Annotated in this window: 23 protein-coding genes; 15 read left to right on the top strand and 8 right to left on the bottom strand. The window is 70.6% G+C overall.

What is annotated here, in order from left to right; genetic code table 11:
* Positions 1-25 precede the first annotated feature (25 nt).
* Genes JHN45_RS10085 through JHN45_RS10070 form a run of 4 tightly spaced genes read right to left on the bottom strand, consistent with a single transcriptional unit; the run spans position 26 to position 3,892 of the window.
* The gene (locus JHN45_RS10085) at positions 26-1,267 is read right to left on the bottom strand and encodes an ABC transporter permease (protein WP_201048756.1); all 1,242 of its coding nucleotides are present in this window, start codon (positions 1,265-1,267) and stop codon (positions 26-28) included.
* Complete coding sequence (locus JHN45_RS10080) at positions 1,264-2,025, bottom strand: ABC transporter ATP-binding protein (protein WP_236583537.1); 762 nt, start codon at positions 2,023-2,025, stop codon at positions 1,264-1,266. The genes JHN45_RS10085 and JHN45_RS10080 overlap by 4 nt, the downstream gene beginning before the upstream one ends.
* Positions 2,026-2,060: 35 nt before the next feature.
* Entirely contained in the window at positions 2,061-3,305 is a 1,245-nt protein-coding gene (locus JHN45_RS10075) for a hypothetical protein (RefSeq protein ID WP_201048754.1), read from the bottom strand.
* The gene (locus tag JHN45_RS10070) at positions 3,302-3,892 is read right to left on the bottom strand and encodes a hypothetical protein (protein ID WP_201048753.1); all 591 of its coding nucleotides are present in this window, start codon (positions 3,890-3,892) and stop codon (positions 3,302-3,304) included. The genes JHN45_RS10075 and JHN45_RS10070 overlap by 4 nt, the downstream gene beginning before the upstream one ends.
* Before the next feature lie 91 nt (positions 3,893-3,983).
* Between JHN45_RS10070 and JHN45_RS10065 the strand changes: the two genes are divergently transcribed.
* Positions 3,984-4,682 carry a response regulator transcription factor gene (locus JHN45_RS10065; RefSeq protein WP_201048752.1) on the top strand — a complete coding sequence of 233 codons (699 nt, stop codon included), beginning with the start codon at positions 3,984-3,986 and terminating at the stop codon, positions 4,680-4,682.
* Positions 4,683-4,731: 49 nt separating this feature from the next.
* A complete protein-coding gene (locus JHN45_RS10060) occupies positions 4,732-6,480 on the top strand; it encodes a HAMP domain-containing sensor histidine kinase (protein WP_307783068.1) in 1,749 nt (582 codons plus the stop codon).
* Positions 6,481-6,510: 30 nt separating this feature from the next.
* Here JHN45_RS10060 and JHN45_RS10055 read toward each other — a convergent pair whose 3' ends face one another.
* The gene (locus JHN45_RS10055) at positions 6,511-7,575 is read right to left on the bottom strand and encodes an NAD(+)/NADH kinase (RefSeq protein ID WP_201048751.1); all 1,065 of its coding nucleotides are present in this window, start codon (positions 7,573-7,575) and stop codon (positions 6,511-6,513) included.
* Positions 7,576-7,714: 139 nt separating this feature from the next.
* A complete protein-coding gene (locus JHN45_RS10050) occupies positions 7,715-8,542 on the bottom strand; it encodes a helix-turn-helix transcriptional regulator (RefSeq protein ID WP_201048750.1) in 828 nt (275 codons plus the stop codon).
* A 195-nt stretch (positions 8,543-8,737) separates the two neighbouring features.
* On the opposite strand from JHN45_RS10050, the gene JHN45_RS10045 reads away from it, so the two are divergent.
* Positions 8,738-9,616 (top strand): helix-turn-helix transcriptional regulator, encoded by an 879-nt coding sequence (locus JHN45_RS10045; protein ID WP_201048749.1) that lies wholly within the window; start codon positions 8,738-8,740, stop codon positions 9,614-9,616.
* A 27-nt stretch (positions 9,617-9,643) separates the two neighbouring features.
* Here the strand turns inward: JHN45_RS10045 and JHN45_RS10040 are convergent, their stop codons facing one another.
* Entirely contained in the window at positions 9,644-10,108 is a 465-nt protein-coding gene (locus tag JHN45_RS10040) for a MarR family winged helix-turn-helix transcriptional regulator (protein WP_201048748.1), read from the bottom strand.
* Positions 10,109-10,283: 175 nt separating this feature from the next.
* Between JHN45_RS10040 and JHN45_RS10035 the strand changes: the two genes are divergently transcribed.
* The 3 genes from JHN45_RS10035 (at position 10,284) to JHN45_RS10025 (ending at position 12,660) form a co-directional block, all read left to right on the top strand.
* Positions 10,284-11,123, top strand: a complete 840-nt coding sequence (locus JHN45_RS10035) for an SDR family NAD(P)-dependent oxidoreductase (protein ID WP_201048747.1) — start codon at positions 10,284-10,286, stop codon at positions 11,121-11,123.
* A 57-nt stretch (positions 11,124-11,180) separates the two neighbouring features.
* Complete coding sequence (locus tag JHN45_RS10030) at positions 11,181-11,963, top strand: SDR family oxidoreductase (protein WP_201048746.1); 783 nt, start codon at positions 11,181-11,183, stop codon at positions 11,961-11,963.
* 145 nt (positions 11,964-12,108) lie between these two features.
* Positions 12,109-12,660 (top strand): dinucleotide-binding protein, encoded by a 552-nt coding sequence (locus JHN45_RS10025; RefSeq protein WP_200717332.1) that lies wholly within the window; start codon positions 12,109-12,111, stop codon positions 12,658-12,660.
* A gap of 24 nt (positions 12,661-12,684) precedes the next feature.
* On the opposite strand, the gene JHN45_RS10020 is transcribed toward JHN45_RS10025, so the two are convergent.
* Positions 12,685-13,524, bottom strand: coding sequence for a GntR family transcriptional regulator (locus tag JHN45_RS10020; protein WP_201048745.1), 840 nt, complete (start codon positions 13,522-13,524; stop codon positions 12,685-12,687).
* 310 nt (positions 13,525-13,834) lie between these two features.
* On the opposite strand from JHN45_RS10020, the gene JHN45_RS10015 reads away from it, so the two are divergent.
* The 9 genes from JHN45_RS10015 (at position 13,835) to JHN45_RS09975 (ending at position 24,405) form a co-directional block, all read left to right on the top strand.
* On the top strand, positions 13,835-15,073 hold the full coding sequence (locus JHN45_RS10015; protein ID WP_201048778.1) for an extracellular solute-binding protein: 1,239 nt from the start codon (positions 13,835-13,837) through the stop codon (positions 15,071-15,073).
* Between the two features lie 29 nt (positions 15,074-15,102).
* Positions 15,103-16,092, top strand: coding sequence for a carbohydrate ABC transporter permease (locus tag JHN45_RS10010; protein ID WP_201048744.1), 990 nt, complete (start codon positions 15,103-15,105; stop codon positions 16,090-16,092).
* Complete coding sequence (locus tag JHN45_RS10005) at positions 16,089-16,928, top strand: carbohydrate ABC transporter permease (RefSeq protein ID WP_200717361.1); 840 nt, start codon at positions 16,089-16,091, stop codon at positions 16,926-16,928. The genes JHN45_RS10010 and JHN45_RS10005 overlap by 4 nt, the downstream gene beginning before the upstream one ends.
* 43 nt (positions 16,929-16,971) lie before the next feature.
* Complete coding sequence (locus JHN45_RS10000) at positions 16,972-18,504, top strand: beta-N-acetylhexosaminidase (protein WP_201048743.1); 1,533 nt, start codon at positions 16,972-16,974, stop codon at positions 18,502-18,504.
* A gap of 87 nt (positions 18,505-18,591) precedes the next feature.
* Positions 18,592-20,043, top strand: a complete 1,452-nt coding sequence (locus tag JHN45_RS09995; RefSeq protein WP_201048742.1) for a cellulose binding domain-containing protein — start codon at positions 18,592-18,594, stop codon at positions 20,041-20,043.
* Positions 20,044-20,119: 76 nt separating this feature from the next.
* Positions 20,120-20,785: a response regulator transcription factor gene (locus JHN45_RS09990; RefSeq protein ID WP_201048741.1), complete on the top strand. Its 666-nt coding sequence runs from the start codon at positions 20,120-20,122 to the stop codon at positions 20,783-20,785.
* The gene (locus JHN45_RS09985) at positions 20,782-22,071 is read left to right on the top strand and encodes an ATP-binding protein (protein WP_307783067.1); all 1,290 of its coding nucleotides are present in this window, start codon (positions 20,782-20,784) and stop codon (positions 22,069-22,071) included. Before JHN45_RS09990 ends, JHN45_RS09985 begins: the two co-directional genes overlap by 4 nt.
* Entirely contained in the window at positions 22,068-24,017 is a 1,950-nt protein-coding gene (locus JHN45_RS09980; protein WP_201048740.1) for a glycoside hydrolase family 9 protein, read from the top strand. The genes JHN45_RS09985 and JHN45_RS09980 overlap by 4 nt, the downstream gene beginning before the upstream one ends.
* Before the next feature lie 52 nt (positions 24,018-24,069).
* Positions 24,070-24,405, top strand: coding sequence for a hypothetical protein (locus tag JHN45_RS09975; protein ID WP_201048739.1), 336 nt, complete (start codon positions 24,070-24,072; stop codon positions 24,403-24,405).
* The last annotated feature ends 26 nt before the right edge of the window (positions 24,406-24,431 follow it).

Below are 24,431 nucleotides of genomic sequence, written 5' to 3'. Positions count from 1 at the left end.
CATTCTCACCCGCCTCTCACCTGCCTCACACCATCGCCAGCGCCTCCGTCGGGGTGAGCCGGGAGGCCCTGATGGAGGGGTAGACACCGGCGGCCATGCCGATCAGGACGGCGCCGCCGAAGCCGCCCGCCACCGCCGGCAGCGGAATCACCGGCGGCCAGCCCTGGTAGGTGGCGTAACCGACGGTCGCCAGGACGCCGAGAACAGTGCCCGCCAGCCCGCCGAGGCAGGACAGGGCCACCGACTCGGTGAGGAACTGCCCGCGGATCTGGCCCTTGTTGGCGCCCAGTGCCCGCCGCAGTCCGATCTCCTTGCGGCGTTCGAGGACCGAGATGACCATGGTGTTGGCCACGCCGATCCCGCCCACCAGGAGGGCCACCCCGGCGAGGCCGAGGAAGAGCGCGGAGAACGTGGTCTGCGTGGCGCGTTTCGCGGCGAGGGCGTCGGAGGGGCGGCTGACCTGCACCATGCCCGGTACTTCGGGGTAGATGGTCGGGGCGAGCACATCGCGGACGGCGTCGATGCCGTCCTCCCTGGCCTTGACGTAGATGACGGTCGGGTGGCCGGTGAAGCCCAGTTGGGTGCGCGCGGCGTCCCAGCCGACCAGGACCGCGCGGTCGATGTCGGGCGACAGCGGGGTCTGCGCGAGGACACCGATGACCGTGAACCAGCGGTGGTCGATGTAGATCTGCGGGGCGGGCCGCCCCGGCACCACCTGCGCGATGCCCATCCGGGTGGCGGCCACCGAGCCGAGCACGGCCGTGGGGAACCGCTCGGTGGACGCGCTGAGGTAACGCCCGGACCGGACCTGGGCGTTGATCGCCTTCAACAGGTCGGTCCTGCTGGCCAGTACGGCGAGACCGGCGTAGTCGTCGGCGTCGACGCGGTCGTTGCGGAACACCTCCGCATGGGTGTTGGCGACCGCGCTGGCCACGGTGACGGGGCCGATCCGGCGGACCATGTCCACGGACTGCGGCGGGAGTTCGACCGGCGGGGTCTGGTTGGGGACCGGCATCGCCTGGAGCATGTTGGTGCCGAGCGCGGAGAGCTGGTTCATCAGCGCCTTCTGGCTGGACGCCGGGATCCCGGTCACCACGATCATCGTGGCGATGCCGATCGAGATGCCCAGCGCGGACAGCGCCGCCCGCATCCGGCGGGTGTGGATGCCGAGCAGTCCCAGGCGCAGGATGTCCAGCGGAGCCAGCCGTACCGGCCTGGTGTCGGCGACGGCCACGGCGGCGGTCGGCTTCGGCGCGGTGGTGGTCATGACCGGCGTTCCCCCTGGAGGTCGGTGAAGGTGTCCCTGCGGATGGCGAAGGTGTCGTCGGCGAGATCGGCGGCGAGGTCGGCCGTGTCGATGGCCTGGGTGTCTTCTCCGACGTCCTCGCCCCGGACGTCGGCGACCAGCCGGCCGTCGAGGATCTCCACCCTGCGGGGCAGCCGCGCGGCGATGTCCCGGTCGTGGGTGATGATCGCGATGGTGGTGCCCTCGTCGTTCAGGGCGGTCAACAGCTCCAGTACGGCACGGCCGTTGGCGGTGTCCAGGGCGCCGGTGGGTTCGTCCGCGAGGACAAGGGCCGGGTGGTTGACCAACGCGCGGGCGATGGCGACCCGTTGGCGTTCGCCGCCGGAGAGTTGGTTCGGCAGATGCCCGGCGCGGCGCGCCAGACCGACCCGGGCCAGCGCCTCGCGGGCCAGCGGAGCGCGTCGCCGGCGCGGAACTCCCGCGTAGAGCAGGCCTGTTGCCACGTTCTCGGCGGCGGTCAGCCCGTCGGTGAGATGGAACTGCTGGAACACGAAGCCGAGTTGGCGTCCGCGCAGCGCGGAGAGCCGACGGTCGGAGAGGGTCGCGACGTCGTGGCCGCCGATCTCCACGGTGCCGCTGGTCGGCCGGTCCAGGGTGCCCATGATGTTCAGCAGGGTCGACTTGCCGGACCCGGACGGGCCGACGATGGCGAGGAGTTCACCCTCCTCGATGGCGAGCGAGACACCGTCCAGGGCCTTCACCCCGCCGGGATACTCCATGCCCGCGTCGATCACGGCCAGTACCGGTCGGCTCCTCACGAGGTGGTCTCCACCTTCAGCCCGGCCGTGACACCGGCGCCGCTGATCTCGACCAGGCCCTTGGCGAACATGCCGGTCTTCACCGCGAGCAGCCGCCCGTCGGGGAGCTGGACGGCGTAGCCGCCCTCGCTGAGCGCCAGCAGCGCGCCGACCGGTACGGCGAGCACGCCCTTGTGGCTCTCCGAGGTGAACGCCACCTGCACCGGGGCCGAGGTCAGCTTCCGGACGGCCCCGGTGTCGGGCACCGAGACGGTGACCGTGAGCTGCGCGGGGGCCGAACCGCCGGTGTCGCCCTGGGAGTTGTCGGTGGCGGCGGTGGAGCCGACCACGTCGATGGTCCCCTTGACGGTGGAGTTGTCCGGCAGGGTCACCGTGACCCGGTCGCCCCGGGACATCGTGCCGACCTGGGTGGCGTCCACCGGCACGGACACCTTCTTGACGGTGGAGCTGACCGTCATCAGGGTCCCGGTGGCGTCGTCGCCGTTCTGCGCCTGCACCGCTCCGACCCGCACCTCGCCGGACTGCACCGTCACGTCCCCGATGCCGAGCACTCCGGTGGCGGGCATCCCGACATGGGCCTGCCAGCGCCGGATCGCGGCGATCAGCCCGGCGGTGAGCACGCCGTCGCCCTCCTTCACTTTGACGGTGGTCGCGGTGGGTGCGGGTGTGGGCGTGGGAGAAGGGGCGACACTTGACGACGGGGCATCCGCGCTGTCCGATTCGTCGGGCGTGCCGGTGTCGGCCCGGTGCTGAGTGACCCAGGTCCCCGCCCCCGGCTGGACCCCGATGTCGTAGCCGAGCTTCTTGAGGTTGTCGGCGACCACCCGTACGTCGGGCCCGGTGGTGCCCCGCGCGTTCAGCGTGCGGTAGAGGGGGGTGCCGCCGTAGAACACCGGCACGGGGACGTTGTCCACCTTGTACAGGGTGCGGCCCCGGGAGGCCGTGGTTCCGGGGGCAGGGAGCCAGGTGACCAGTCCGGACTTGGCGCCCTTGAGCGGGGTCGCCTTGCTGTAGCCGAGGGTGCCGCTGAGGGTCTGGTCGTCGGAGAGGTCGGTCTTCGTCACCGTGGCGGTGCCGACCCGGGCCGAGTCGGCGGCCGTCGTGCTCGGTTTCGCGGTGCCGTCCTGCCACACGGTGACGCCGAGCGCGGTCGCCGTGACGCCGGCCAGCGCTACGGCCCCGATCTTCAGGCGACGCCTGCCGCGCCGGGGGCGGATGTCTTCGTCGCCGGTCGTCGTCACTTGTAGGCCTTCAACTGGCAGTCGTGGTCGAGCTTCGCCTCCTGGGCCTGGGTCAGCGAACTCTGCCCGTCGTAGTTCCAGCCGGAGCCGTCGGACAGACCCTTGACCTTCAGGCCGCCGTCGTTGAGGCACCGGATGTACGCGCGGAAGTCGTCCATGTAGTGCGGGTTCTTCGCCGGGTCCAACTCCGGTGGCTGGAGCGGGAGTTTCGGGAGACAGGCCTTGCGCGCGGCGGAGGTGATCCTGTCGGAGCCACCGCCGGGGTACCACTGCTTCGAACCCGGCTTGTAGCCCCCCGGGGCACCGTGGTCGCGCAGGCAGTCGAAGTAGATGCCGGTCAGCCGGGTCTGCTCCGCCTCGGAGGTGTCCAGCCTCAGCTGGGGCCGGCCCGACTCCGCGGCGGCGCTCGCCGACACCGTCGCGCCGCCCGCCTTCGGCGTCTCGATGGAGGCGACCCCGGTGTCCTTGGCCGCGGCCTCCCCGTCCCCGCCCGAGCCGCCGCCGCAGGCGGACAGCAGGGTGAGTGCGGCCGTCGCGGCCATGCCCGCCAGCGCGGCGGAGCGCCTTCGATGAGTGAGTTTCGACATGGCGGCACCGTGGCCGGAGCTTATGAAGATCCTGTCAGGCCACCGTCAGACTCCTGTCTGATGTCGAGGCGGCGACCTTAGGGTGGCCGGCGTGAACGCATATGTCCTGGTGGCCGAGGACGACGTCAAACAGGCCGAGGTGATCCGCCGCTACCTGGATCGCGAGGGGCACTCCGCCCTCGTCGTGCACGACGGGCGCGCGGCGATCGACGAGGTGCGGCGCCGGCAGCCGGACCTCCTCGTCCTCGACGTGATGATGCCGCTCGTCGACGGTCTGGACGTGTGCCGGGTGCTGCGCCGCGAGTGCGACGTGCCCGTGCTGATGCTGACCGCGCGCAGCACCGAGGAGGATCTGCTGCTCGGCCTCGACCTGGGCGCCGACGACTACATGACGAAGCCGTACAGCCCGCGCGAGCTGATGGCCCGCATCCGCACCCTGCTGCGGCGCACCCGGGCCACCCTCTCCGTGGACGATCCGGTGATCCGGATCGGCGCTCTCGCCGTCGACCCGGTCCGCCGTACCGTCGGCCTCGACGGACGCCAAGTGGTGTGCACGCCCGGGGAGTTCGAGATCCTCGCGGCGATGGCCGCCGAACCGGAACGGGTCTTCACCCGCCGCCAACTCCTCGCCCTGACAAGGGGGTTCGACCGCTACATCACCGAACGGACCATCGACGTGCACATCCTGAACCTGCGCAAGAAGATAGAAGCGGTCCCCCGCCGACCCGCCTATCTGCAGACCGTGTACGGCGTCGGCTACAAGCTCGTCGACGGCAGCCGTGCGCACTGACACGGAGAGCGGCGGCGAGGGGAGGCCCAGAACCCGGGTCCGGGCCAAAGTGCCGCTGCACAGAAGCCTGTTGGTCCGTCTGCTGGCCACCTCGGTGCTGATCGCCGTCTGTTCGGTGGCGGCCACCGCCTGGCTTGCGGCGCGCACCACGAGCAGCGCCATCCAGCAGGAACAGGGTCAACTCCTGTCCTCCGACACGCAGATCTACGGCACGCTCGTCGGGTACGCCGCCACGCACCGGGACTGGACCGGCGTCGGCCCGACCCTGCACCGGCTCGCCGGGAGCACCGGACGCCGGATCACCCTGACCACGCAGAGCCACCGCCCGCTCGCCACCTCCGCCGCCTCGACCGCCACCCTTCCCACCAGGGCGTCGGCGGTCGTGGACCCCCTGCACACCGACGCGGCCCTGCTGCCGAGCACCGCGACGGACCGCATCGACCCGCGTGCCGTCGGCCCCTACCGGCTGACCGCGGCCGAGCGGAGGGCGCTGCGCGGCATGGCGGAGAAGATCCGCTACTGCATGGGCGGCCCCAGCGGCATCGGCACGCTCGTCGAGGCGCCGAGCGGCCGGACCTCCCTCAAGTTCCCGGACGGCATGCTGGGCGGGACCGACAGGGAGTACAGCTGCGGCGTCGACCAGCTCTCCGCTCCCGTCAAGTCCGAGATCGGGCCGCTCAACCGGCTCAACACCATGGTCAACGACTGTCTGGCACAGCGGAACCAGCAGCCCGTGAAGGTGGGTCTCGACTTCGTCCTCAGCGTGTCGGGCGACACCGGAACCACCCAGTCCTGTGTCGACACCGCCCGCCGCGACCAGCTCGCCCCCTATGTGGCACCGGCCGCGCTGCTCTACGTCACCACCCCGGCCGGTTCGACCGCCGCGCCCGGCTTCCGCTTCACCTCCGCCAACACCGCCCGTCTCGCCGGGGTCGCCGGTCTGGTGCTGCTGGTCACCGTGGCCGTCACCGTCGTCGTCGGCACCCGGCTGGTGCGGCCGCTGCGCGCGCTGGCCGACGCGGCCCGCCGTCCGGTGGCGGAACACCAACGGGTGCCGGTGACGACCAACGACGAGATCGGCCATCTCGCCGCCGCCTTCAACGACCTCTCCCGGCGCCGCGAACGCGTGGAGGGCCGGCGCAAGGCGATGGTCAGCGATGTCGCCCATGAACTGCGCACCCCGCTGAGCACCATCCGCGGCTGGCTGGAGGCCGTCCAGGACGGCATCGCCACCTCGGACCAGGCCCTCGTGGACTCCCTGCTCGAAGAGGCGCTGCTGCTCCAGCACATCGTCGACGACCTCCAGGATCTCGCGGAGGCGGACGCGGGCCAGCTGCGCGTCCACCCCGAACCGCTGTGCGTGCGCGATCTCCTCGACCATGTCGCCACCGCCCACCAGGCCCGCGCCGACACCGCGGGGGTGTCCCTCACCACCCGAGTCGACGGCGATCCCGAGCTGTCGGGCGATCCCGTACGGCTGCGGCAGGTGGTCGGCAACCTGGTGTCCAACGCGCTACGGCACACCCCCGCGGGCGGCAGCGTCACCGTGAGCGCCCGCAGGGCCGGGGACGAGGTGACGATCGAGGTCGCCGACACCGGTACCGGTATCCCGCCCGAGGATCTGCCGCGGGTCTTCGACCGGTTCTGGCGGGCCGAGAAGTCCCGCAACCGCCGCACCGGCGGCAGCGGCCTGGGCCTCGCCATCGTCCGCCGCCTCACGGAGGCGCACGGCGGGACGGTGACGGTGGTCAGCACGTTCGGCGCCGGCACGGTCTTCACCGTCCGCCTGCCGCTGTGAGCCTTCGACGCGGAACCTTCCCTACGACCCTCAGCGCGCGGCGGTGGGCGGTGGCAGGCGCATTCCGGCGAGGTCCGGCGGGACCGGGGTGTCGGGGCGGAAGAAGGGGGCCGCGGGTCCGTCCTGGGCGGTGGCGGGGGCGTCGGTGAGCCGGAACCGGTCGCGCAGTCTGCCGTAGAAGTCGGTGGGGCGCAGGCGGACGAGGCGGACGCGCTGCGGGGCGCGGAAGACGCCGATCCAGTCGCCGGGGTCCAGGACACCGCGCAGTTGGCCGTCGACGCTGACGGCGGCCTGTCCGGAGTGGGGCAGCACCCGTAGGCCTACGGGTTCGTCGGGGGCGGCGACGACGCTGCGGTCGAAGGTCATGTGCGGGGCGATGGGCGTGAAGACGAGGGCGTCCATGTGGGGCGAGAGGACGGGGCCGCCGGCGGCGAAGCTGTAGGCGGTGGACCCGGTGGGGGTGGCGACGGCCAGGGCGTCGGCCGAGTAGCTCGCCAGCAGCCCGCCGGCCAGGTAGACACCGACGCTGACCTGCCGGTCGCGGGCGAGTTTCTCCAGGACGACGTCGTTGAGGGCGATGACGTCCAGCGCGCAGCCCCAGCCGCCGCCCTCCGTGGTCTCGGGCCGGACCTGCGGCGGCGGCAGCATCGGCCCGCGGCCGTAGCGCAGCAGGGCCTCCATCTCCTCGGGGATGTCCAGGGGCCGGGAGGCGCGCATGGTCAGCGTCATGCGTTCCTCCACGATGGCCCGTCCCTCGTGCACGGCGTCGAGGGCGTCGCCGATGTCGCAGGCAGGGACCTCGGTGAGGAAGCCGACCTTGCCGAGGTCGACGCCGAGGACGTCGGCCCCGCTCTTGACGGCGATGCGGGCCCCGCGCAGGAAGGTGCCGTCGCCGCCGAGGGTGACGACGAGATCGGGGCTGCCCGCCGCCTCGGACTCCTCGCGTCCGGCACGACGGTGCTGGTCCTTGGCCCACACGTCGATCTCCGTGCAGCGAACGCCGTGTGCCTCGCTCCACGCGTGCACGTCGCGCGCCGCGTCCCGGGCGGTCGCCCGCCCCTGATGGACGACGAGACCGATACGACGTACGGGCATGGGGTCCTCCGTGAGGTCGAGTCAGGCCCTACAGAAGGTACTGCCACTCCGGTGCCCGTCGGCGCCCCGAAGGGGCGCGGGGCTGTATCGATATGCGGCTCCGCCGCGTGGGCGCGCCCAGCCCCCACCGGCCCGCAGATCACCGCGACAGCGTCCTCGCTCGCGCCCGCAGCGTCTCGAAGGCCACCGCCGTGGGGCTCGCGGGTTCGGCCTGGTAGACGACGAGTTGCTGGTGCGGAGCGCCGTTGACGGTGAACGCGGCGAACGCGATGTGCAGGTCGCCGACGTCCGGGTGTTTGAGGTGCTTGCCCTCCTGGGACTTGGACTTGACGTCGTGCAACTGCCAGAGGGCGGTGAACTCCTCGCTGGCGTCGGACAGTTCGGCGACCACCTCCGCGATCCGGGCCGATTCGGGATCGTGCCCGTACGCGGCCCTGAGCTCGGCGACGCACGAGTGCGCGGCCCGTTCCCACTCCTGGTAGAACTCGCGCCCGGCCGGGTCGACGAACACATTGCGGGCGAGGTTGTCGAAGGCGTCGAACCCGCTGTGCAGCGCGGTGGCAAGGGAGTTGCCCGCGAGGACGTCCAGGGCCGGTCCGAGGACGAAGGCGGGGGTGTGCTCCCAGCCGTCCATCAACTGCAGCAGCTGCGCGCTGACTTGGGCCTCGCTCCGGCCGTGCGGGCGCTGCGAGGGCGCGAGGCAGAGGCGGTTGAGATGGTCGGCGGACTCCGCGTCCAGCTTCAGCGCCCGCGCCACCGCCTCCAGCACCTGCGGGGACGGGCTGTTCTCGCGTCCCTGCTCCAGCCTGATGTAGTAGTCGGAGCTGACTCCGGCGAGCAGTGCGACCTCCTCCCTGCGCAGTCCCGGCACCCGGCGGCGCCCGTACTCGGGCAGACCGACGTCCTGGGGCTTGAGGGCCTCGCGGCGGGCCCGGAGGAAATCACCCAAAGGGGTCCCATTGCTCATGCGGCAAGACTAAGTGTTTTTCATCCGGCGAGAAGGCCCGGCCGTCCGCCATCGCACCAGGTTCCGCATGCTTCACACACAGTGATTCGTGGCCCGGGCGCCCCTCCCCCGTCACCCGGGGAGCCGCGGTCCTGGGTGCGACGCACCCACCGTCGGCCGACCTTCTCCGGGCGTTTTCCGCCTAGCCTCGACGGTATGGACAACGACACGCGCCTCGACCCGGTGGAAGGACTGGGTCGCTTCCTCCGCTCCCGCAGGGAACGCGTCAGCCCCGCCGACGCGGGACTGCCCGGCTCCGGCCGTCGCCGGGTGCCCGGGCTGCGGCGCGACGAGGTCGCGGCGCTCGCGGGGGTCAGTCCGAGCTACTACAGCCGGCTGGAGCAGGGCCGTGAACTGCGTCCGTCGGTAAGGGTGTTGGAGGCGATGGCGCGTGCGCTGCGGCTCGGGGACGAGGACCGGCGGGAGCTGTTCCGCCTCGCTCGGCCCACGGCCCGTCGTACGAAGCGGCCCGTGCGGGTCGAGCGGGTCCGCCCGCATCTGCGGCAGCTGATCGAGAGCTGGACCAGGACACCGGCCTTCGTCATCGGCCACGCCCAGGACCTGCTGGCCACCAACGCCCTGGCCGACGCTCTCTACGGCGATTTCGCCCAGCAGGACAACGTGCTGCGGATGCTGTTCCTGGACCCGGCGGCGAAGACGTTCTACCGGAACGCTGAGCGGGCCAAGGACCGTGCGGTCGCCGACCTCCAGCAGTCCGCCGCGAGCACGCCCGAGGATCCCCGCGTCCTGGAGCTCGTCGGTGAACTGTCGGTGCGCAGCGGCGAGTTCCGCTCGCTGTGGGCCCGTGAGTACTCCCGGGTCCCGCCGTACGAGGTGAAGCGGATGCGGCATTCCGTGGTCGGGGAACTGGAGTTGCGGCACGAGGCCCTCACCATCCGCAGCGCGCCCGGGCAGCAGCTCATCGTTCTCCAGGCGGAGCCGGACTCCCCCTCGGCGGACGCCCTGGCCCTGCTCGGGTCGCTCAGCGCGCCCGAAGTACCGCACCAGCAGAATCCGGCACAGGACGCCCAGTAAAAGCACGCCCCTTTGCCGCGTCGGCTTTTACCCGGAATTCTGCTCGACAGCCTCCAATATCCGGTCCAGCATCTCGCCGAAAAGGCGCACCTCGTCAGGTGTCAGCGGATCGAAAACGAGCCGCCGTACATTTTCCGCATGCGCGGGTGCGGCGGCCTCGATCGCTTCCCGGCCCTTTTCCGTCAGCCGCACCATGGAGCCGCGCGCGTCGTCGGCACAGGCCTCGCGGGTGACGAGCCCGCGCTTCTCCATGCGGCTGATCTGGTGGGACAGCCGACTGCGCTCCCAGTCGACCTCCGCACCGAGGTCCCGCGCGCGCAGCACCCCCTCGGCGGACTCCGACAGGGGCGCGAGAAGCGCGTAGTCGGCCGCCGAGAGGCCCGAATCCCGCTGGAGTTGCTGGTCCTGGGCGCGTTGGAGGGTGCGGCGCAGGGTCCGGTACTTCGCCCAGACCTCGGCCTGGTCGGGGGTGAGCCATCGGGGTTCGGACATGCCGTCACCGTACCAGCTTGTTGACATGTCACCGACTTCGCGGTCCGGCCCCCGTTCCTGGGTGTGGGACTCCCAGGAAAACCGCTGCCTTCATAGCTCCCGGGCAGAGGGACAGACTCATTTGCGTCAACAGGAATTCCCCCCACAAGGGGAAGCGACGAAAGAGGTTTTCCCCATGGCTACGTGGTTTGTCACCGGCGCCTCCCGTGGAATCGGCGCGGAAATCGCCCGGGCCGCACTGGCAGGCGGTAACAATGTCGTGGTCGCCGTACGGAATCCGGAGCGGGTGCCCGACGACCTGAAGAAGTCCGACCACGTGTTCGCGGTCGCCCTGGACGTCACGGACAACGACAGCATCCCGCAGGCGGTCGAGGCCGCCGTCGAGCGGTTCGGCGGTATCGACGTCCTGGTGAACAACGCCGGCCGCGGTCTGCTCGGCGCGCTGGAGGAGATCACCGACGCGGAGGCCCGCTCGCTGTTCGACCTGAACGTCTTCGGCCTCATCAACGTCACCCGCGCCGTCCTGCCCGTGATGCGCAAGCAGGGTTCGGGCAAGCTCGTGCACATCGGTTCCCGCTCGGGCTTCGAGGGCGAACCCGGTGTCAGCCTGTACTCCGCCTCGAAGTTCGCGGTCGCGGGGATCAGCGAGGCGCTCTCCGCGGAGATGGCGCCGTTCGGCATCCAGTCGATGGTGGTCGAACCGGGCGTGTTCCGCACCGACTTCCTCGACGCGAGCTCGCTCTCGGTGGCCGCGCACCGTATCGCCGACTACGACGACACCCCGGCCCACGTGACGCTGGACTGGATCGACCGGGCCAACCACGCGCAGCTCGGCGACCCGGTGCGCGGTGCCGCGCTGATCGTCGAGGTCACCGGCACCGAGAAGCTGCCCGCGCATCTCTACCTCGGCCGCGACACGCTGGAGCGGCTGGAGGTCAAGTACCGGCAGGTGCAGGACGACCTGGCCCCGTGGCGCGAGAAGTCCGCGGCCACCGCGCACGACGACGTCGCCTGACACACCGTCACTCACCAACTCCCGCACACTCTTCCGCACAGAGATCGAGGTCTTGTGATGTCCGCTTCCGCCCTGCTCACCGGTACCCCGCTGGCCGGCCGCGTCGCCGTGGTCTCCGGCGCCTCCAGCGGCATGGGTGCCGTCACCGCCGAACGACTCGCCGAACTCGGCGCCACCGTCGTGGTGTTGGCCCGCCGCAAGGAGCGGCTGGACAGCCTGGTGAAGAACATCGAGGCGGCCGGCGGCACCGCGCTCGCCCTGGCCGTCGACGTCACGGACCGGGCCGCCGTCCAGAGTGCCGCCGACGAGGTCGCCGAGCGCTTCGGCAAGGCCGACCTGGTGTTCAACAACGCCGGCGTCCAACTCATCTCCGGCATCGAGGAGTTGAAGGTCGACGACTGGCAGCGTCAGATCGACCTCAACATCAGCGGGCTGATGAACGTGATCGCCGCGTTCCTCCCCCACCTGACGGAGTCCGCAGCCGCCGGCCAGCCCGCCGACCTGATCAACACCTCGTCGATCGCGGCCACCCGCATCCTGACCAAGTTCTCGATCTACTCCGGCACCAAGGCCTACATCAGCCATCTCACCCGGCTGCTGCGGGTCGAACTCGGCCCGAAGATGGTGCGCGTGGCCGCGATCGAGCCCGGCATGGTCGACACCGAACTCCCCGACCACGTCACGGACGCCGACGCGTCGAAGCTGATGGCCGACCTCATCCACGACATCGACGTCCTGCAGAGCGCCGACATCGCCGAGACCGTCGCCTTCATGGCCGCCGTACCGCGCCACGTCAACCTCACCGAGATCACCATCCTGCCGACCGCGCAGGCCGTCTGAGATCGATCCCGCTGGGGCGGGGGAGGAACCGCACTTGGACCGTTCCTCCCCCGCCCCGGCGGCATTGGTTGACACGACAACAAGTGTGGTGTTTTGTTGATACGTCAACGAGGACAGTGAAATCCCGGCAGCCCGGAGGCCCGACATGAACATCACGGTGATCGGACGAGGACACGTCGGCGGCGGCCTGGCCCGGCTCTGGGAGAAGGCGGGACACCAGGTCAGGACGCTGGGCCGGGACGGCGGTGACGCCTCCGACGCGGACGTGGTGGTCGTCGCCGTCCCTGGCGGCCTCGTCGCCGAGGCGCTCGCCGGCGTCACCGGGCTCAGCGGCCAGGTGACCATCGACGCGACGAACCTCTACGGCGACCGCGACGAGTCCTTCCCCTCGCTCGCACACCAGGTCAAGTCGATCGTCGGCGGCCCGACCGCGAAGTCCTTCAACACCGTCTTCGCCTCGGCCTACGACCAGATCGGCACCCAGCGCGTCACCCCGAGCAACCTCTACGCCGCCGAGCCCGCCGCGAAGGACATCACCGCGCGGCTCATCACCGACGCCGGTTTCGACCCGCTCTACGTCGGCGACCTCGCCCCGGGCGCCCGACTCCTGGAGGACAGCTCGGGCCTGACGCGGGCCCTGGCCGGCCGGCTCGGTGGACCGTTCTTCTACCGGTACGGCCGCCCCGGCGAGCTGTAGAACTGCCTTTCCATCAGCGGCAGTTCACGCCCCGGACTGGATGTCCCCCCGGGTGGACGACTCGATGGTGTCGCGGTGGGCGAAGTCGCCCGGCGGGATGCCGGGGTGGTGGCCGAGGGGGGCCGTGGGGGCCGCGACCGAGGGGCCGAGGGTGAGGCGGGAGACGATGCGGTAGCGGTCGCCGCGATAGATCGAGTGGACGTACTCGACGGGCTGCCCGGCGGTGTCCGAGGTGAGGCGTTCGAAGAGCAGGGCCGGGGAGAGTTCGGGGACGTCGAGGAGTTCGGCCTCGGCCTTGGTGACGACCGTCGGCTCGATGGCCTGGACCGCCTCCTGCACGTGGACACCGTGCTGTTCCCGCAGGTGTTCGTAGAGGTCGCCGGCCTCCAACTCCGGTGCGGACAGGGTGGGTACGAGATCGGCCCTGATGTGCAGGTGCTCGATGGCCATCGGGGCGCCGTCGACCAGCCGCAGCCGCGCCACGTAGACGATCTCGGCGGCGGGCGAGAGGCGCAGTCTGCGCCCCACCCGGGCGCCGGCCGGGATGGTGGTGAACTCCAGCAACCGGCTCGACCAGGCCCCGGAGGCCTGCGGCGCCGTCATGGTCTGCTCGGCGGAGACGAGTTCCTGGGTGATCTTCTCGGGCGCCACGAACATGCCGCGCCCGTGCTCGCGCACCAGCAGCCCCGCGGCGACGAGTTCGTCGACCGCCGCGCGCAAGGTCGGCCGGGACACGCCGAGTTGGGCGCAGAGGGCGCGCTCGGAGGGGATCGGGTCCCCCGGGTGCTGCGACTCGACGAGGTCGAGGATGAAGTCGCGGACCCGCTCCCGTTTGAGTACCGCCCCTGGCGCGTCGGCCTTCATGTCGCACTCCCTCGTACGCGGAATCCCCGGCCGACTGGTTGACCAGTTGACCAGCGGTTGCCCCGCGGTTCGCCCTCTTGACCGGGGAAGTGTAACCACCATCGGCCGGTGATCATCCGGTTCTTGAGCGATATCCGCGCCAAATCCCTTGGCAGCAGAGGGGGTTGACGCCCGCATTGGTCTATGCCACCTTCGTCCCCACATCGAGAGGTGAGCTGTCCAGTGGGCTTCACTGGTCAGGTGGTCAGTTCATGTCCTCCAGGGGTGAACCGTGCAGCTCCGTTTCTTGGCCGGCGTGTCCGTGCTCGTGATGACAGCAGGGCTGAGTGCCTGCAGCAGCTCTTCCGATACCTCCGACGGCAGTTCCAAAGGCTCCGGGGGAAACACCACCATCGACGTCTGGCTGATGCGCGACAGCGTCTCCGCCGCGTTCCAGAACGAGTTCGTCAAGGGCTTCGAGGCCGCCCACCCCGACATCAAGGTCAAGGTGCAGATCCAGGAGTGGGACGGCATCGGCGAGAAGGTCACCGCCGCCCTGGCCAGCAACGACGCGCCGGACGTCATCGAGACCGGCAACACCCAGGTCGCCCAGTTCGCGCAGAGCGGCGGGCTGCTCGACCTCAGCGACAAGGTCGACGACCTCGGCGGGAAGACCTGGCTCAAGGGCCTCGCCGAGCCGGGCGCCTACGACGGCAAGCAGTACGGCATCCCGTACTACGCCGCCAACCGCGTCGTCATCTACCGCACCGACCTCTTCAAGCAGGCCGGCGTCGACGCGTCCGCCATCAGGACCCGGGACCAGTGGATCGCCGCCACCAAGAAGCTCAACTCCGGTGGCACACAGGGCATTTACCTCCCCGGCCAGAACTGGTACACGCTCTCCGGCTTTATCTGGGACGAGGGCGGCGACCTCGCCGTCCAGTCCGGCGGCAAGTGGAAGGGCACCCTGGACACCCCGGCGGCGATCCGCGGCATGCGGTTCTACGAGCAGCTGCAGGCCCTCGGCAAGGGCCCCAAGGACTCCGACGAGGCCAACCCGCCGCAGGCCGACGTCATGGCCAAGGGCAAGGTCGCCCAGGTCGTCTCCTCCCCGGGCGGTGCCAACGTCGTCATCCAGAACAACCCCGCTCTGAAAGGCAAGTTGGGCTTCTTCCCGATCCCCGGCAAGACCGCCGCCACCCCCGGCGCGGTCTTCACCGGCGGCTCCGACCTGGTCATCCCGACGGCGTCCACCAAGCAGGACGCGGCCTACACGTTCATCAAGGAACTCACCGGCGACACCTGGCAGAAGAAGCTCGCGCTCGCCATGAGCTACGTCCCGAACAAGACCACCCTCGCCTCCGCCGTCGCCGCCGACCCCGGCGCCGCGGCCATGGCGGTCGGCGCCGCGCAGGGTCACGCGACGCCCAACACCCCGGGCTGGGCCGCCGTGGAGGCGAAGAACCCGATCAAGGACTACATGACGGCCGTGCTCACCGGCGGCGACATCCGGAAGAAGGCCGCCACCGCGTCCGAGGCCATCACCGCGGCGATGAACTCCGGCTCCTGAAGCGCCCGTCGACCGGAAGGAGGAGCGCCGTGCCGGCCGTCCGAGAGCAGACCGCCCCCCGTCCCCCACTCGGTACCGATCCGCCCCGGCGCTCCCAGGCACCGGGCACCCGCCGCCCGTCGAAGTCCGCCGGCCGAGGAGTCTGGCCGTACCTGCTGATCGCGCCCGCCGTGCTCGGCACGCTCTATCTGCTCGTGTATCCGCTGATCCGTGCCGTGGTGATCTCGCTGCAGGACTTCGGACTGCGCCAACTCATCCTGGGCCACGCGAAGTTCGTCGGCTTCCGCAACTACGGGACGCTGCTGGGCGACAGCGCCTTCTGGGAGGTCGTACGGCGCACGTTCCTCTTCATGGCGATCAACGTCGTACTGATCATGACGCTGTCCACGCTGGTCGCGCTCATGGTCGAGCGGCTCGGCCGGTTCGGGCGGACCACGGTGCTCAGTGCGCTGGTGCTGACGTGGGCGATGCCGGTGATCTCGGCGACAACGGTCTTCCAGTGGCTGTTCCACTCGGAGTTCGGGATCGTCAACGAGGTGCTGACCGGGCTGGGGTTCGAGTCCTTCGACCGCTATCCCTGGTTCGCGCACGGACCGGCCGCCTTCGCTATCGTGGTCGCGCTCGTGGTGTGGCAGTCCGTGCCCTTCGCGGCGATCACGCTGTACTCGGCGCTCACCACCGTCCCCGTCGAACTGTACGAGTCGGCGCGCATCGACGGGGCCTCGGGGTCGCGGATCTTCCGCTCGGTCACCTTCCCGATGATCCGGCCGATCTTCCTGCTGGTGTTCTCCCTCGAAGTGATCTGGACGTTCAAGGCGTTCGTGCAGATCTGGGTGATGACCAACGGCGGGCCCGGCGACGCCACCACGATCCTGCCCGTGTACGCGGTGCAGACCGCCCTCTCCCACCAGCGCTACGACCTCGGTTCGGCGGCCTCCATGGTCACCGTGGTGCTGATGTCGGGCGTGCTGGTCTTCTACTTCCGTCAGATGTTCCGCCAGGAGGACGAGCTCGCATGAGCACCACCCGGCCCCGGATCCGCCGTCTGCCCCTGAACGCCGCCGCCGTCCTCACGGTCCTGGTGTGCCTGTTCCCGGTGTACTGGATGGTCGCGACCGCGTTCACCCCGACCCGTGACATCCAGTCCGACAACCCCCGGATCATTCCCGCGAGTTGGACCCTCGACCACTTCCGTACGGCCGTCGGCGCCGCCGGCTTCGGACTGTTCTGGCGCAACAGCGTCCTCGTCACGCTGAGCGCGGTGCTGCTCGCCCTCGTCATCGCGCTCGGCTCGGCCTACGCGGTCGCCCGGATGCGGTGGAAGGGGCGCCGGCAGTTCATGCTGATGGTGTTCATCGCGCAGATGGCGCCCTGGGAGTCACTGATCATCCCGGTGTACATCATCTCCCGCGACACCGACATGCTGGACCGGCTGCCGACGCTGACGCTCGTCTACTTCATGATGACGCTGCCGTTCACGATCATCGTGCTGCGCGGTTTCATCGGCACGATCCCGCCGGAGCTTGAGGAGTCCGCGCAGGTCGACGGCTGTACCCGGTTCGGCGCGTTCCGCCGCATCGCGTTCCCGCTCCTGGCGCCGGGGCTGATGGCGACCTCGCTGTTCGGCTACATCACGGCCTGGAACGAGTTCACCTACGCCAACTTCCTGATCATCAAGCAGCAGGACCACCGCACGCTGCCCGTGTGGCTGTCCTCGTTCCAGAACGTCTTCGGCACCGACTGGGGCGCCACCATGGCGGCTTCAACTCTGTTCGCGGCACCGGCACTTGTGATCTTCCTGCTGCTCCAGCGCCATGTCACCTCCGGCTTCGCGGCCGGCGCGGTCAAGGGCTGACCCTCCGCAACACCCCCACCCGCCCCCGTCCCGGAGACGATCCATGCCCGCACAGCGTTCCGTGCTCACCCTCGTCCCCCGACCCACCAAGTCCGCGCTCCGGCCGGGGCACTTCACCCTCGACACCGGCACCGCGCTGCACATCGGCGCGGGCGCCGAACCGGCCGCGAACCTGCTGCGCACCCTGCTCGCCCCCGCCACCGGACTGCCCCTGGAGGCCTCCCCCGACGGGCAGTTGACCCTGACGCTCGACCCAGGCCTGGCCGGTCTCGGCGACGAGGGCTACGGACTCACCGTCGCCCCGCACGCCGTCCTGCTGCGCGCCGCGCACCTCACCGGACTGCTGCGCGGAATCCAGACGATCCGTCAACTCCTGCCCCCACAGGCCCTGTCGGCGCATCCACAGCCCGACACGGAGTGGCTGCTGCCCTGCGTCGAGATCACCGACCTCCCCCGACACCCCTGGCGCGGCGCGATGCTCGACGTGGCCCGCCACTTCCAGCCCGTCTCCTATCTCCGCCGGTACGTCGACCTGTTGGCCCTGCACAAGATCGGCGTGTTCCATCTGCACCTCACGGACGACCAGGGCTGGCGCATGCCGGTGGCCGCCTACCCCAAGCTCACCGAGATCGGCGGCCACCGCGCCGAGTCCCAACAGGGCCCCGCCGGAACCGACTTGTACGACGGCGTCCCGCACGGCGGCTCCTACACGCGCGCCGAACTCGCCGACCTGGTCGACTACGCCGCCGCCCGCGGGGTGACCGTCATGCCGGAGATAGAGATGCCCGGGCACGTCCGGGCCGCCCTCGCCGCCTATCCCGAGCTGGGCAACCACCCGGAGCGCAGCCTCGACGTCTGGACCCGCTGGGGCGTGTGCGACACCGTCCTCGGCGTCCACGACGAGGTTCTCGACTTCTGCCGTACCGTCCTCGACGAGGTCATGGACGTCTTCCCCTCGCCGTACATCCACGTCGGCGGCGAGGAGTGCCCCACCGCCGAGTGGACGCACAGTGCCGCCGCGCGCGAACGGGCCGTGACGCAGGGCCTGTCGAACCCCGCCGCCCTGCACGGCTGGTTCCTCGGGCGGATCGGCGAGTTCCTCCTACGGCACGGGCGGCGCCCGGTCGGCTGGGCCGAGACGGGGGCCGAACTGCCCCTGGACTTCACGGTGATGACCTGGCGCGACGCGGCACACACTCTGACGGCGGCCCGGCGCGGCCACCAGGTGGTGAGCGCGTACCACCGGGCGACCTACCTCGACTACGCCCAGTCCGAGGACCCGCGCGAACCCCCGGCGCAGCCCGGCAAGGTCGTCGATCTGCGGACCGTGCACTCCCACGACCCCGTCCCCGAGGACGCGGAGCGCAGCGCGGTCGACCAAGTTCTCGGTACCCAGGCCCAGTTGTGGACCGAGTTCGTCACCACGCCCGAGCGCATCGAGTACCTCACCTATCCCCGCCTGTGCGCCCTGGCGGACCGCGCCTGGAGCGGTCCAACCGACTGGGACGACTTCCGCGCCCGGCTCGACGGCCACACGGCCCGGCTCGACGCGCTCGCCGTCCGGTACCACCCCTGACCCGACCTGTACCGCCAATGCCCCCTCCCGTACCGCCCCTTGATCTGTCCCGTTCCGGAATCACCCCACCTTCTGGAGAGGCACGACATGAGACTCGACCCGAGACACGACACGAGGTTCTCGAAGACCAGGCTGCGCGCCGCCGCGTCCGCCGCCGTGGCGGTGGCCCTGGGCGCCGCCGCCCTCACCGCCATGCCGTCCACCGCGAGCGCGGCCGGCGACGGGCTGAGCGTCCAGTACCGCACGAGCGCCACGGGTGCCACCGCCGACCAGTCCGAGCCCTGGTTCAAGGTGAAGAACACCGGCTCCACCACAGTGCAGTTGGCGAACGTCAAGCTCCGCTACTACTTCAAGGCGGACTCGGCGAGCGCGAGTTACCGCTTCGCGTGTTCCTGGGCGGTGAAGGGCTGCGCCAACATCACGGGCACCTTCGGCACCCTCGCCAACCCGACGGCCACGGCGGACCGTTACCTCGAAATCGGCTTCACCTCCGGCGCCGGAACCCTCGCGCCGGGCGCCGACACCAGTGACATGCAACTGCGCTTCTACCAGTCGACCTGGCAGACCCTGAACCAGAGCGACGACTACTCCTTCGGCGCCTCGCAGACGTCGTACGCCGACTGGTCGAAGGTCACGGCACAGCTGTCCGGCACCACCCTGTGGGGCACGGCTCCCGCCGGCAACGACCCGACGAACCCGCCCACCGACCCGCCGACCGACCCCCCGGCGACCGGCGCCACGCTGTTCGACGACTTCAACTACAGCGCCTACAACGACCCGAAGATCTCGGCGCACGGCTGGAACGTCCGCTCCACCTCCGGCGGTCCGGGCGTCTCCGGTGCAACTTGGGCGCCCGACAAGGTCACCTTCGCCACCACGAGCGGCAACTCCGTCATGAACCTGGAGACCTCGACCTCGGGCACCGGCGAGAGCACCAAGCAGACCGAAGTCGTCACCAACGCACGGAAGTTCAAGAACGGCACCTACGCGGCGCGGGTCAAGTTCAACGACGCGCCCAAGTACGGCCCGGACGGCGACCACCTCGTGCAGACCTTCTTCACCATCAACGACCTGACGGCGCCGATGGCGGACGACTACTCCGAGTACGACTTCGAGTACCTCCCCAACGGCGGCTGGGACGAGTCGTCCAACATCCTCTACACGACGTCCTGGGAGACCTACCAGGCCGACCCGTGGGTCGCGGTCAACCAGCACACCGAGGGCCGCCAGAGCTACAACGGCTGGCACGACCTCGTGCTGACCATCGACAACAACAGCATCAAGTACTACATCGACGGCCAGCTCTTCGGCACCCATGACGCCGCGTACCTGCCGGAGCGGCCGATGTCGATCAACTTCAACCAGTGGCTGATCGACTTCGGCGGCCTCACCAGCTCCACCGCCCGCGCCTACGACGAGCAGGTCGACTACGTCCTGCACGTCAAGGACCAGGTCCTCACCCCGGCACAGGTCGCCGCGAAGGTGGCGGCCTACCGGGGCGCGGGCACCACGTTCGAGGACACCGTGCCCAGCAGTTGAGCACGGAGCGCGGTGGGGCGCGCACTCGGCGTACGGGATCCGAGTGCGCGCCCCGCCGTCGCCTAAGCTCCGGGCCATGCGTGTATTGGTCCTGGAGGACGATCTTGAGCTGGGACCCGTCGTCGCAGCTCAACTGCGGGGTGCGGGGTTCGCGGTCGACCTCGCTCGAACGCTGGCCGAGGCCGACCTCAAACTGTCCGTCAATCGCTACGACTGTGTCGTGGCCGACCGCTCGGTCCCGGACGGCGACTCCCTCACGCTGCTCGCCGCGCGACGCCGGGCCGGATCGGTGCTGCCCTTCCTGCTGCTGACCGCGCTGGACGCGGTGAGCGACCGGGTGGCCGGCTTCGAGCACGGGGCGGACGACTACCTGGTAAAGCCGTTCGCCTTCGCCGAACTCGTCGTACGGGTACGGGCGTTGTGCCGCAGGGAGCAGCCCGCGCGGCCCTCGTTGCTGCGCGCGGCCGACCTGGAGGTCGATCTGCCGCGCCGCCGGGTGACCCGTGCCGGGGTGCTGCTCAGCCTGTCGGCCAAGGAGTTCGCGGTCCTTGAACTGCTGATGCTGCGGGCGGGCGACGTCGTCACACGTAGCGAGCTGATCGAGAGCTGCTGGGACGAGGCGAGCGAGCCGATGTCCAATGTGGTGGACGTCCTGATCGGGCAGTTGCGCAGACGGCTCGGGCCGCCCGACCCGATCGCGACGGTGCGCGGTGTCGGCTACCGCCTGGGCGGCGAGGCGTGAAGCGCATCGACCCGACCTCGCCCGCCGTGGCCCGGCTGCGGCGCACCCGCCGGCTGATGACCCTCCTGTTCGCCTCGACGACGGCCGCCTGTCTCGTCGTACTCGCCGTGGTCGCGATCCGTATCGACGCCGCCTCCCGCCGCTCCGGCCTCGACCACGAGGTCGGCAGCCGCGCGGCGGGACTGTCGCGGGCGGTCTGGTTCGACGCGGGTGTGCTGCATCTGGAACCGCTGCGCGAGGACGAACTCGCCCAGGGCGCACAGGTGTTGGCGGTGTTGCAGGCGGCGCCGGGGAAGACGCCGACCGTACGGAACGTCGTACCCGGACGGTCGGCGCTGCCCGACGCGGACCAGTTGGACGAGGTCTGGCACAGCGTCCTGGACGAGCAGGGAACGGTCCAAGTCAGCGCTTCCGCCGCCAAGGGCGGGCGGCTGCGGTGGGCGGCGGCTCCGGTCTGGGACGGGGACCGGATCGGGGCGGCGGTACTCGTCGGCACGGAACTGGCGCGCAGCGAACACGATCACGACCTCCTCGTGCGCTGGCTGGCCCTCGGCTGCACAGCGCTGGTCTGCTGCGCGGCGGCCGTAGGACATCTGCTGTCCGGGCGGGCCATTCGTCCCGCGCTGCGCGGGCTCGGCCGGCAGGAGCAGTTCCTGGCCGAGGCGGCGCACGAGCTGCGGACGCCGCTGGCGACGCTGCGGCTGGTCGTGGAGCGGAACGGGTCCTCCGACGAGGCGCTACGGCTCGTCGACCGGCTGAGTCGGCTGGTCACCGGGCTGCTCGCCAGGGCGCGGCTGGAGTCCGGGGCGCAGCGGGTCGAGCTGGTGCCGTTGCGGCTCGATCAGTTGGTGGAGACCACGGTCGAGGAGTTGCCGGACCACCAGGGCGTGACGGTGACGGCCGAGCCGGTGGTGGTGCGCGGCGATCCCGACCTGCTGGCGCAGGCGGTACGGAACCTGGTGGAGAACGCCCAGCGGCATGGCGGCCCGGCCGGTTCGCCGGTGGAGGTCGGCGTCACGCCGGGGCTGGTCACGGTCCGCGACCACGGGGACGGCGTACCGCTCGCGGACCGGGAGCGCGTGTTCGCACGCGGGGTCACCGGGACCGGTCCAGGCACGGGCGCGGGCCTCGCCATCGTCCGCTGGGTCGCCGGTCTGCACCACGGCACCGCCCGCCTCACAGACGCTCCCGGCGGCGGCCTGCTCGCCGAACTCCGACTGCCGGAGGACCCGCCCCGGGCATCCTCATCGTCATCTCATGAAGGCCCCGGCACCGTGGGCGCATGAACGCACTGCGCAGCCCCGTACTGCTGGTCGGCACCTCCGCCACGGCCCTCGGCGCCGTACTCGTCGCCCTCAATGTGTACGACACGACGAGCGCGCCGCCCGCCGCCGAGGCGGTCGTCCGGGTCGACCAGGTCGGCTATGTGCGCGGCGAGACAAAGCAGGCCTACGTCATGGGGCCGACCAAGGCGCTCGCGGGGGCCCGCTTCAAGGTCGTCGACGCGAAAGACAAGGACAAGGTGGTCACGGCGGGTCGGCTCGGTGCCGTCACCGGCCGCTGGAACGCCAAGTTCCCGTCCGTGCGCACCGTCGACCTCTCCGCGCTGAACACCCCCGGCACCTACCGCATCGTCCTTTCCGGCACCGCTGTCGGCCGCTCCCCCGCCTTCCGGATCGCCGACGCGGGCGAGCTGATGACCCCGTTGGTCCGGGACAACGTCCGCTTCCTCCAGGCCCAGCGCGACGGAGCCGACGTACTGCCCGGACTCCTCAAGCACGGCCCGTCCCATCTCGCCGACGAGCACGCGGCCGTCTACGCCGACCCGCACTACGACGAGGCGGGCGAGGAACTGCTCGACGAGCATCTGACCCCGACCGGTGACACGGTCGACGCCTCTGGCGGCTGGTTCGACGCGGGCGACTTCCTGAAGTTCACCGGCACCACCTCCTACTCCACCGCCGAACTCCTGCTCGCCGAACGGGACTTGCCGACCCCCATGCCCGCACTGTCCGCCGAGGCCGACCACGGTCTGTCCTGGCTGGACCGGATGTGGGACGGGGACAGTGGAACGCTCTACGCCCAGGTCGGCATCGGCGCGGGCAACGACAACGTGCGCACGGACCACGACGTGTGGCGGCTGCCGGAGGCCGACGACCGGCTCGATGTGTCGCCCGGCGACCCGGACTACACGATCAAGCACCGGCCGGTGTTCCGGTCCAACGCGCCGGGCGAGCCGATCACGCCGAGTCTGGCGGGACGGGTGGCGGCGGTCTTCGCCCTCGCGGCGCAGCGCACGGCCGACACCGACCCTGACCTGGCCCGGGAGTGGCTGGAGAAGGCCGCCGCCGTCTACGACCGGGCCGACACCGACCCGGACCCCGACAAGCCGCTCGTCACCGCGTTCCCCAGCGGCTTCTACCCGGAGGACTCCTGGCAGGACGACCTGGAGTTCGCCGGTGCCGAACTGGCGCTGGCCGCGAGGGAGTTGGGGGACGACCGGGAGGGCGACTGGACGGCCGACGCGGCTCACTGGTCCCGTGCCTATCTGGACTCCGACGTCAAGGGCACCCTCAACGTCGCGGACGTCAGCGCGCTGGCCCATGTCGACCTGGCCACAGCGCTGGACGGCGACCGCAGCAACGGTGTCGGTGCCGAGGACTTGTACAAGGATCTGCGGCGACAGTTGGAGGACGGGGTCGAGCGCGCCGGGCACGATCCGTTCGGCGCGGGCGCGGTCTACGACGACTTCGACGCCGTACCGCACACGTTCGGGCTGGTGGCCACCGCTCAGCTCTATGCCAAGGCCACCGGGGACACCCGCTTCGCGGCCTTCGCGGGCAGGCAGCGGGGCTGGGCGCTCGGCGCCAACCCCTGGGGCACCAGCTTCATGATCGGCGCGGGTGAGGTGTATCCGCACTGCCCGGAACACCAGTTGGCCAACCTGCGCGGCAGCCTCGACGGCAAGGGCTCGATCCTGCGCGGCGCGGTGGTCAACGGCCCCAACGCGGCAGACAAACTCACCGACTTGAACGGCTTCCCGACCATGAAGAAGTGCACCGCCGGTCCGCCGTCGGGAGCCTGGACCGATTTCGACGGCAAGGGTTCGCGGTACGTGGACGACGTGGGCGCCTGGCAGACGGTGGAGCCCTCGCTGGACTTCACCACGACGGCCCTGCTGGCCTTCGCCCTGACGGCGCAGGACGAGGAGGACCAGCAGCCGACCCTCTGAATCTCCTCAAGTCGCTTGGCCCGCACGGAACATGATCGTCAAGCTGGGCCCCATGACTGGAATCACGGGACTGGGCAAGAAGAACACCTTCGTGCTGACCGTCCGGGACTCGGACGTGATCACGGCGGCCCTGCGTCAGGCACTGGCCGAGGCCTCGCCCGAGGAACGGCCCGGCCTGGAACGGTCCATCGCGCTCGTCGAGTCCACCGCCGCTGCCGACGAAGGCCGGCTGCGGGCTCGTTGGGTCCGGTCCCGGCTGACCGCGGCCGGCTTCACCGGGGACCTCGACTCGGTCGCGGCGGTGCGGGCGCTGCGGCAGGCGGAGCCGGGGCTGAGCCTGTTGGCGGCGGTGCAGCTCCAGAAGGAGGCGGTGGCGCATCCGGAGTGATCCGGCGGCCCCCGACGCGCGGAGAG

Source organism: Streptomyces sp. MBT53, from assembly GCF_016654115.1.
Taxonomy (GTDB): Bacteria; Actinomycetota; Actinomycetes; order Streptomycetales; family Streptomycetaceae; genus Streptomyces.
This window is presented reverse-complemented; position numbering and strand designations above follow the sequence as displayed.

Coding starts and splice junctions, on each gene's coding strand:
- JHN45_RS10000 (WP_201048743.1), top strand. CDS start 16,972: ATGCCCGCACAGCGTTCCGTGCTCACCCTCGTCCCCCGACCCACCAAG.
- JHN45_RS10005 (WP_200717361.1), top strand. CDS start 16,089: ATGAGCACCACCCGGCCCCGGATCCGCCGTCTGCCCCTGAACGCCGCC.
- JHN45_RS10040 (WP_201048748.1), bottom strand. CDS start 10,108: ATGTCCGAACCCCGATGGCTCACCCCCGACCAGGCCGAGGTCTGGGCG.
- JHN45_RS10080 (WP_236583537.1), bottom strand. CDS start 2,025: ATGGAGTATCCCGGCGGGGTGAAGGCCCTGGACGGTGTCTCGCTCGCC.
- JHN45_RS10030 (WP_201048746.1), top strand. CDS start 11,181: ATGTCCGCTTCCGCCCTGCTCACCGGTACCCCGCTGGCCGGCCGCGTC.
- JHN45_RS10085 (WP_201048756.1), bottom strand. CDS start 1,267: ATGACCACCACCGCGCCGAAGCCGACCGCCGCCGTGGCCGTCGCCGAC.
- JHN45_RS10025 (WP_200717332.1), top strand. CDS start 12,109: ATGAACATCACGGTGATCGGACGAGGACACGTCGGCGGCGGCCTGGCC.
- JHN45_RS10015 (WP_201048778.1), top strand. CDS start 13,835: ATGACAGCAGGGCTGAGTGCCTGCAGCAGCTCTTCCGATACCTCCGAC.
- JHN45_RS09975 (WP_201048739.1), top strand. CDS start 24,070: ATGACTGGAATCACGGGACTGGGCAAGAAGAACACCTTCGTGCTGACC.
- JHN45_RS09980 (WP_201048740.1), top strand. CDS start 22,068: ATGAACGCACTGCGCAGCCCCGTACTGCTGGTCGGCACCTCCGCCACG.
- JHN45_RS09990 (WP_201048741.1), top strand. CDS start 20,120: ATGCGTGTATTGGTCCTGGAGGACGATCTTGAGCTGGGACCCGTCGTC.
- JHN45_RS10045 (WP_201048749.1), top strand. CDS start 8,738: ATGGACAACGACACGCGCCTCGACCCGGTGGAAGGACTGGGTCGCTTC.
- JHN45_RS10070 (WP_201048753.1), bottom strand. CDS start 3,892: ATGTCGAAACTCACTCATCGAAGGCGCTCCGCCGCGCTGGCGGGCATG.
- JHN45_RS10055 (WP_201048751.1), bottom strand. CDS start 7,575: ATGCCCGTACGTCGTATCGGTCTCGTCGTCCATCAGGGGCGGGCGACC.
- JHN45_RS09995 (WP_201048742.1), top strand. CDS start 18,592: ATGAGACTCGACCCGAGACACGACACGAGGTTCTCGAAGACCAGGCTG.
- JHN45_RS10050 (WP_201048750.1), bottom strand. CDS start 8,542: ATGAGCAATGGGACCCCTTTGGGTGATTTCCTCCGGGCCCGCCGCGAG.
- JHN45_RS10035 (WP_201048747.1), top strand. CDS start 10,284: ATGGCTACGTGGTTTGTCACCGGCGCCTCCCGTGGAATCGGCGCGGAA.
- JHN45_RS10020 (WP_201048745.1), bottom strand. CDS start 13,524: ATGAAGGCCGACGCGCCAGGGGCGGTACTCAAACGGGAGCGGGTCCGC.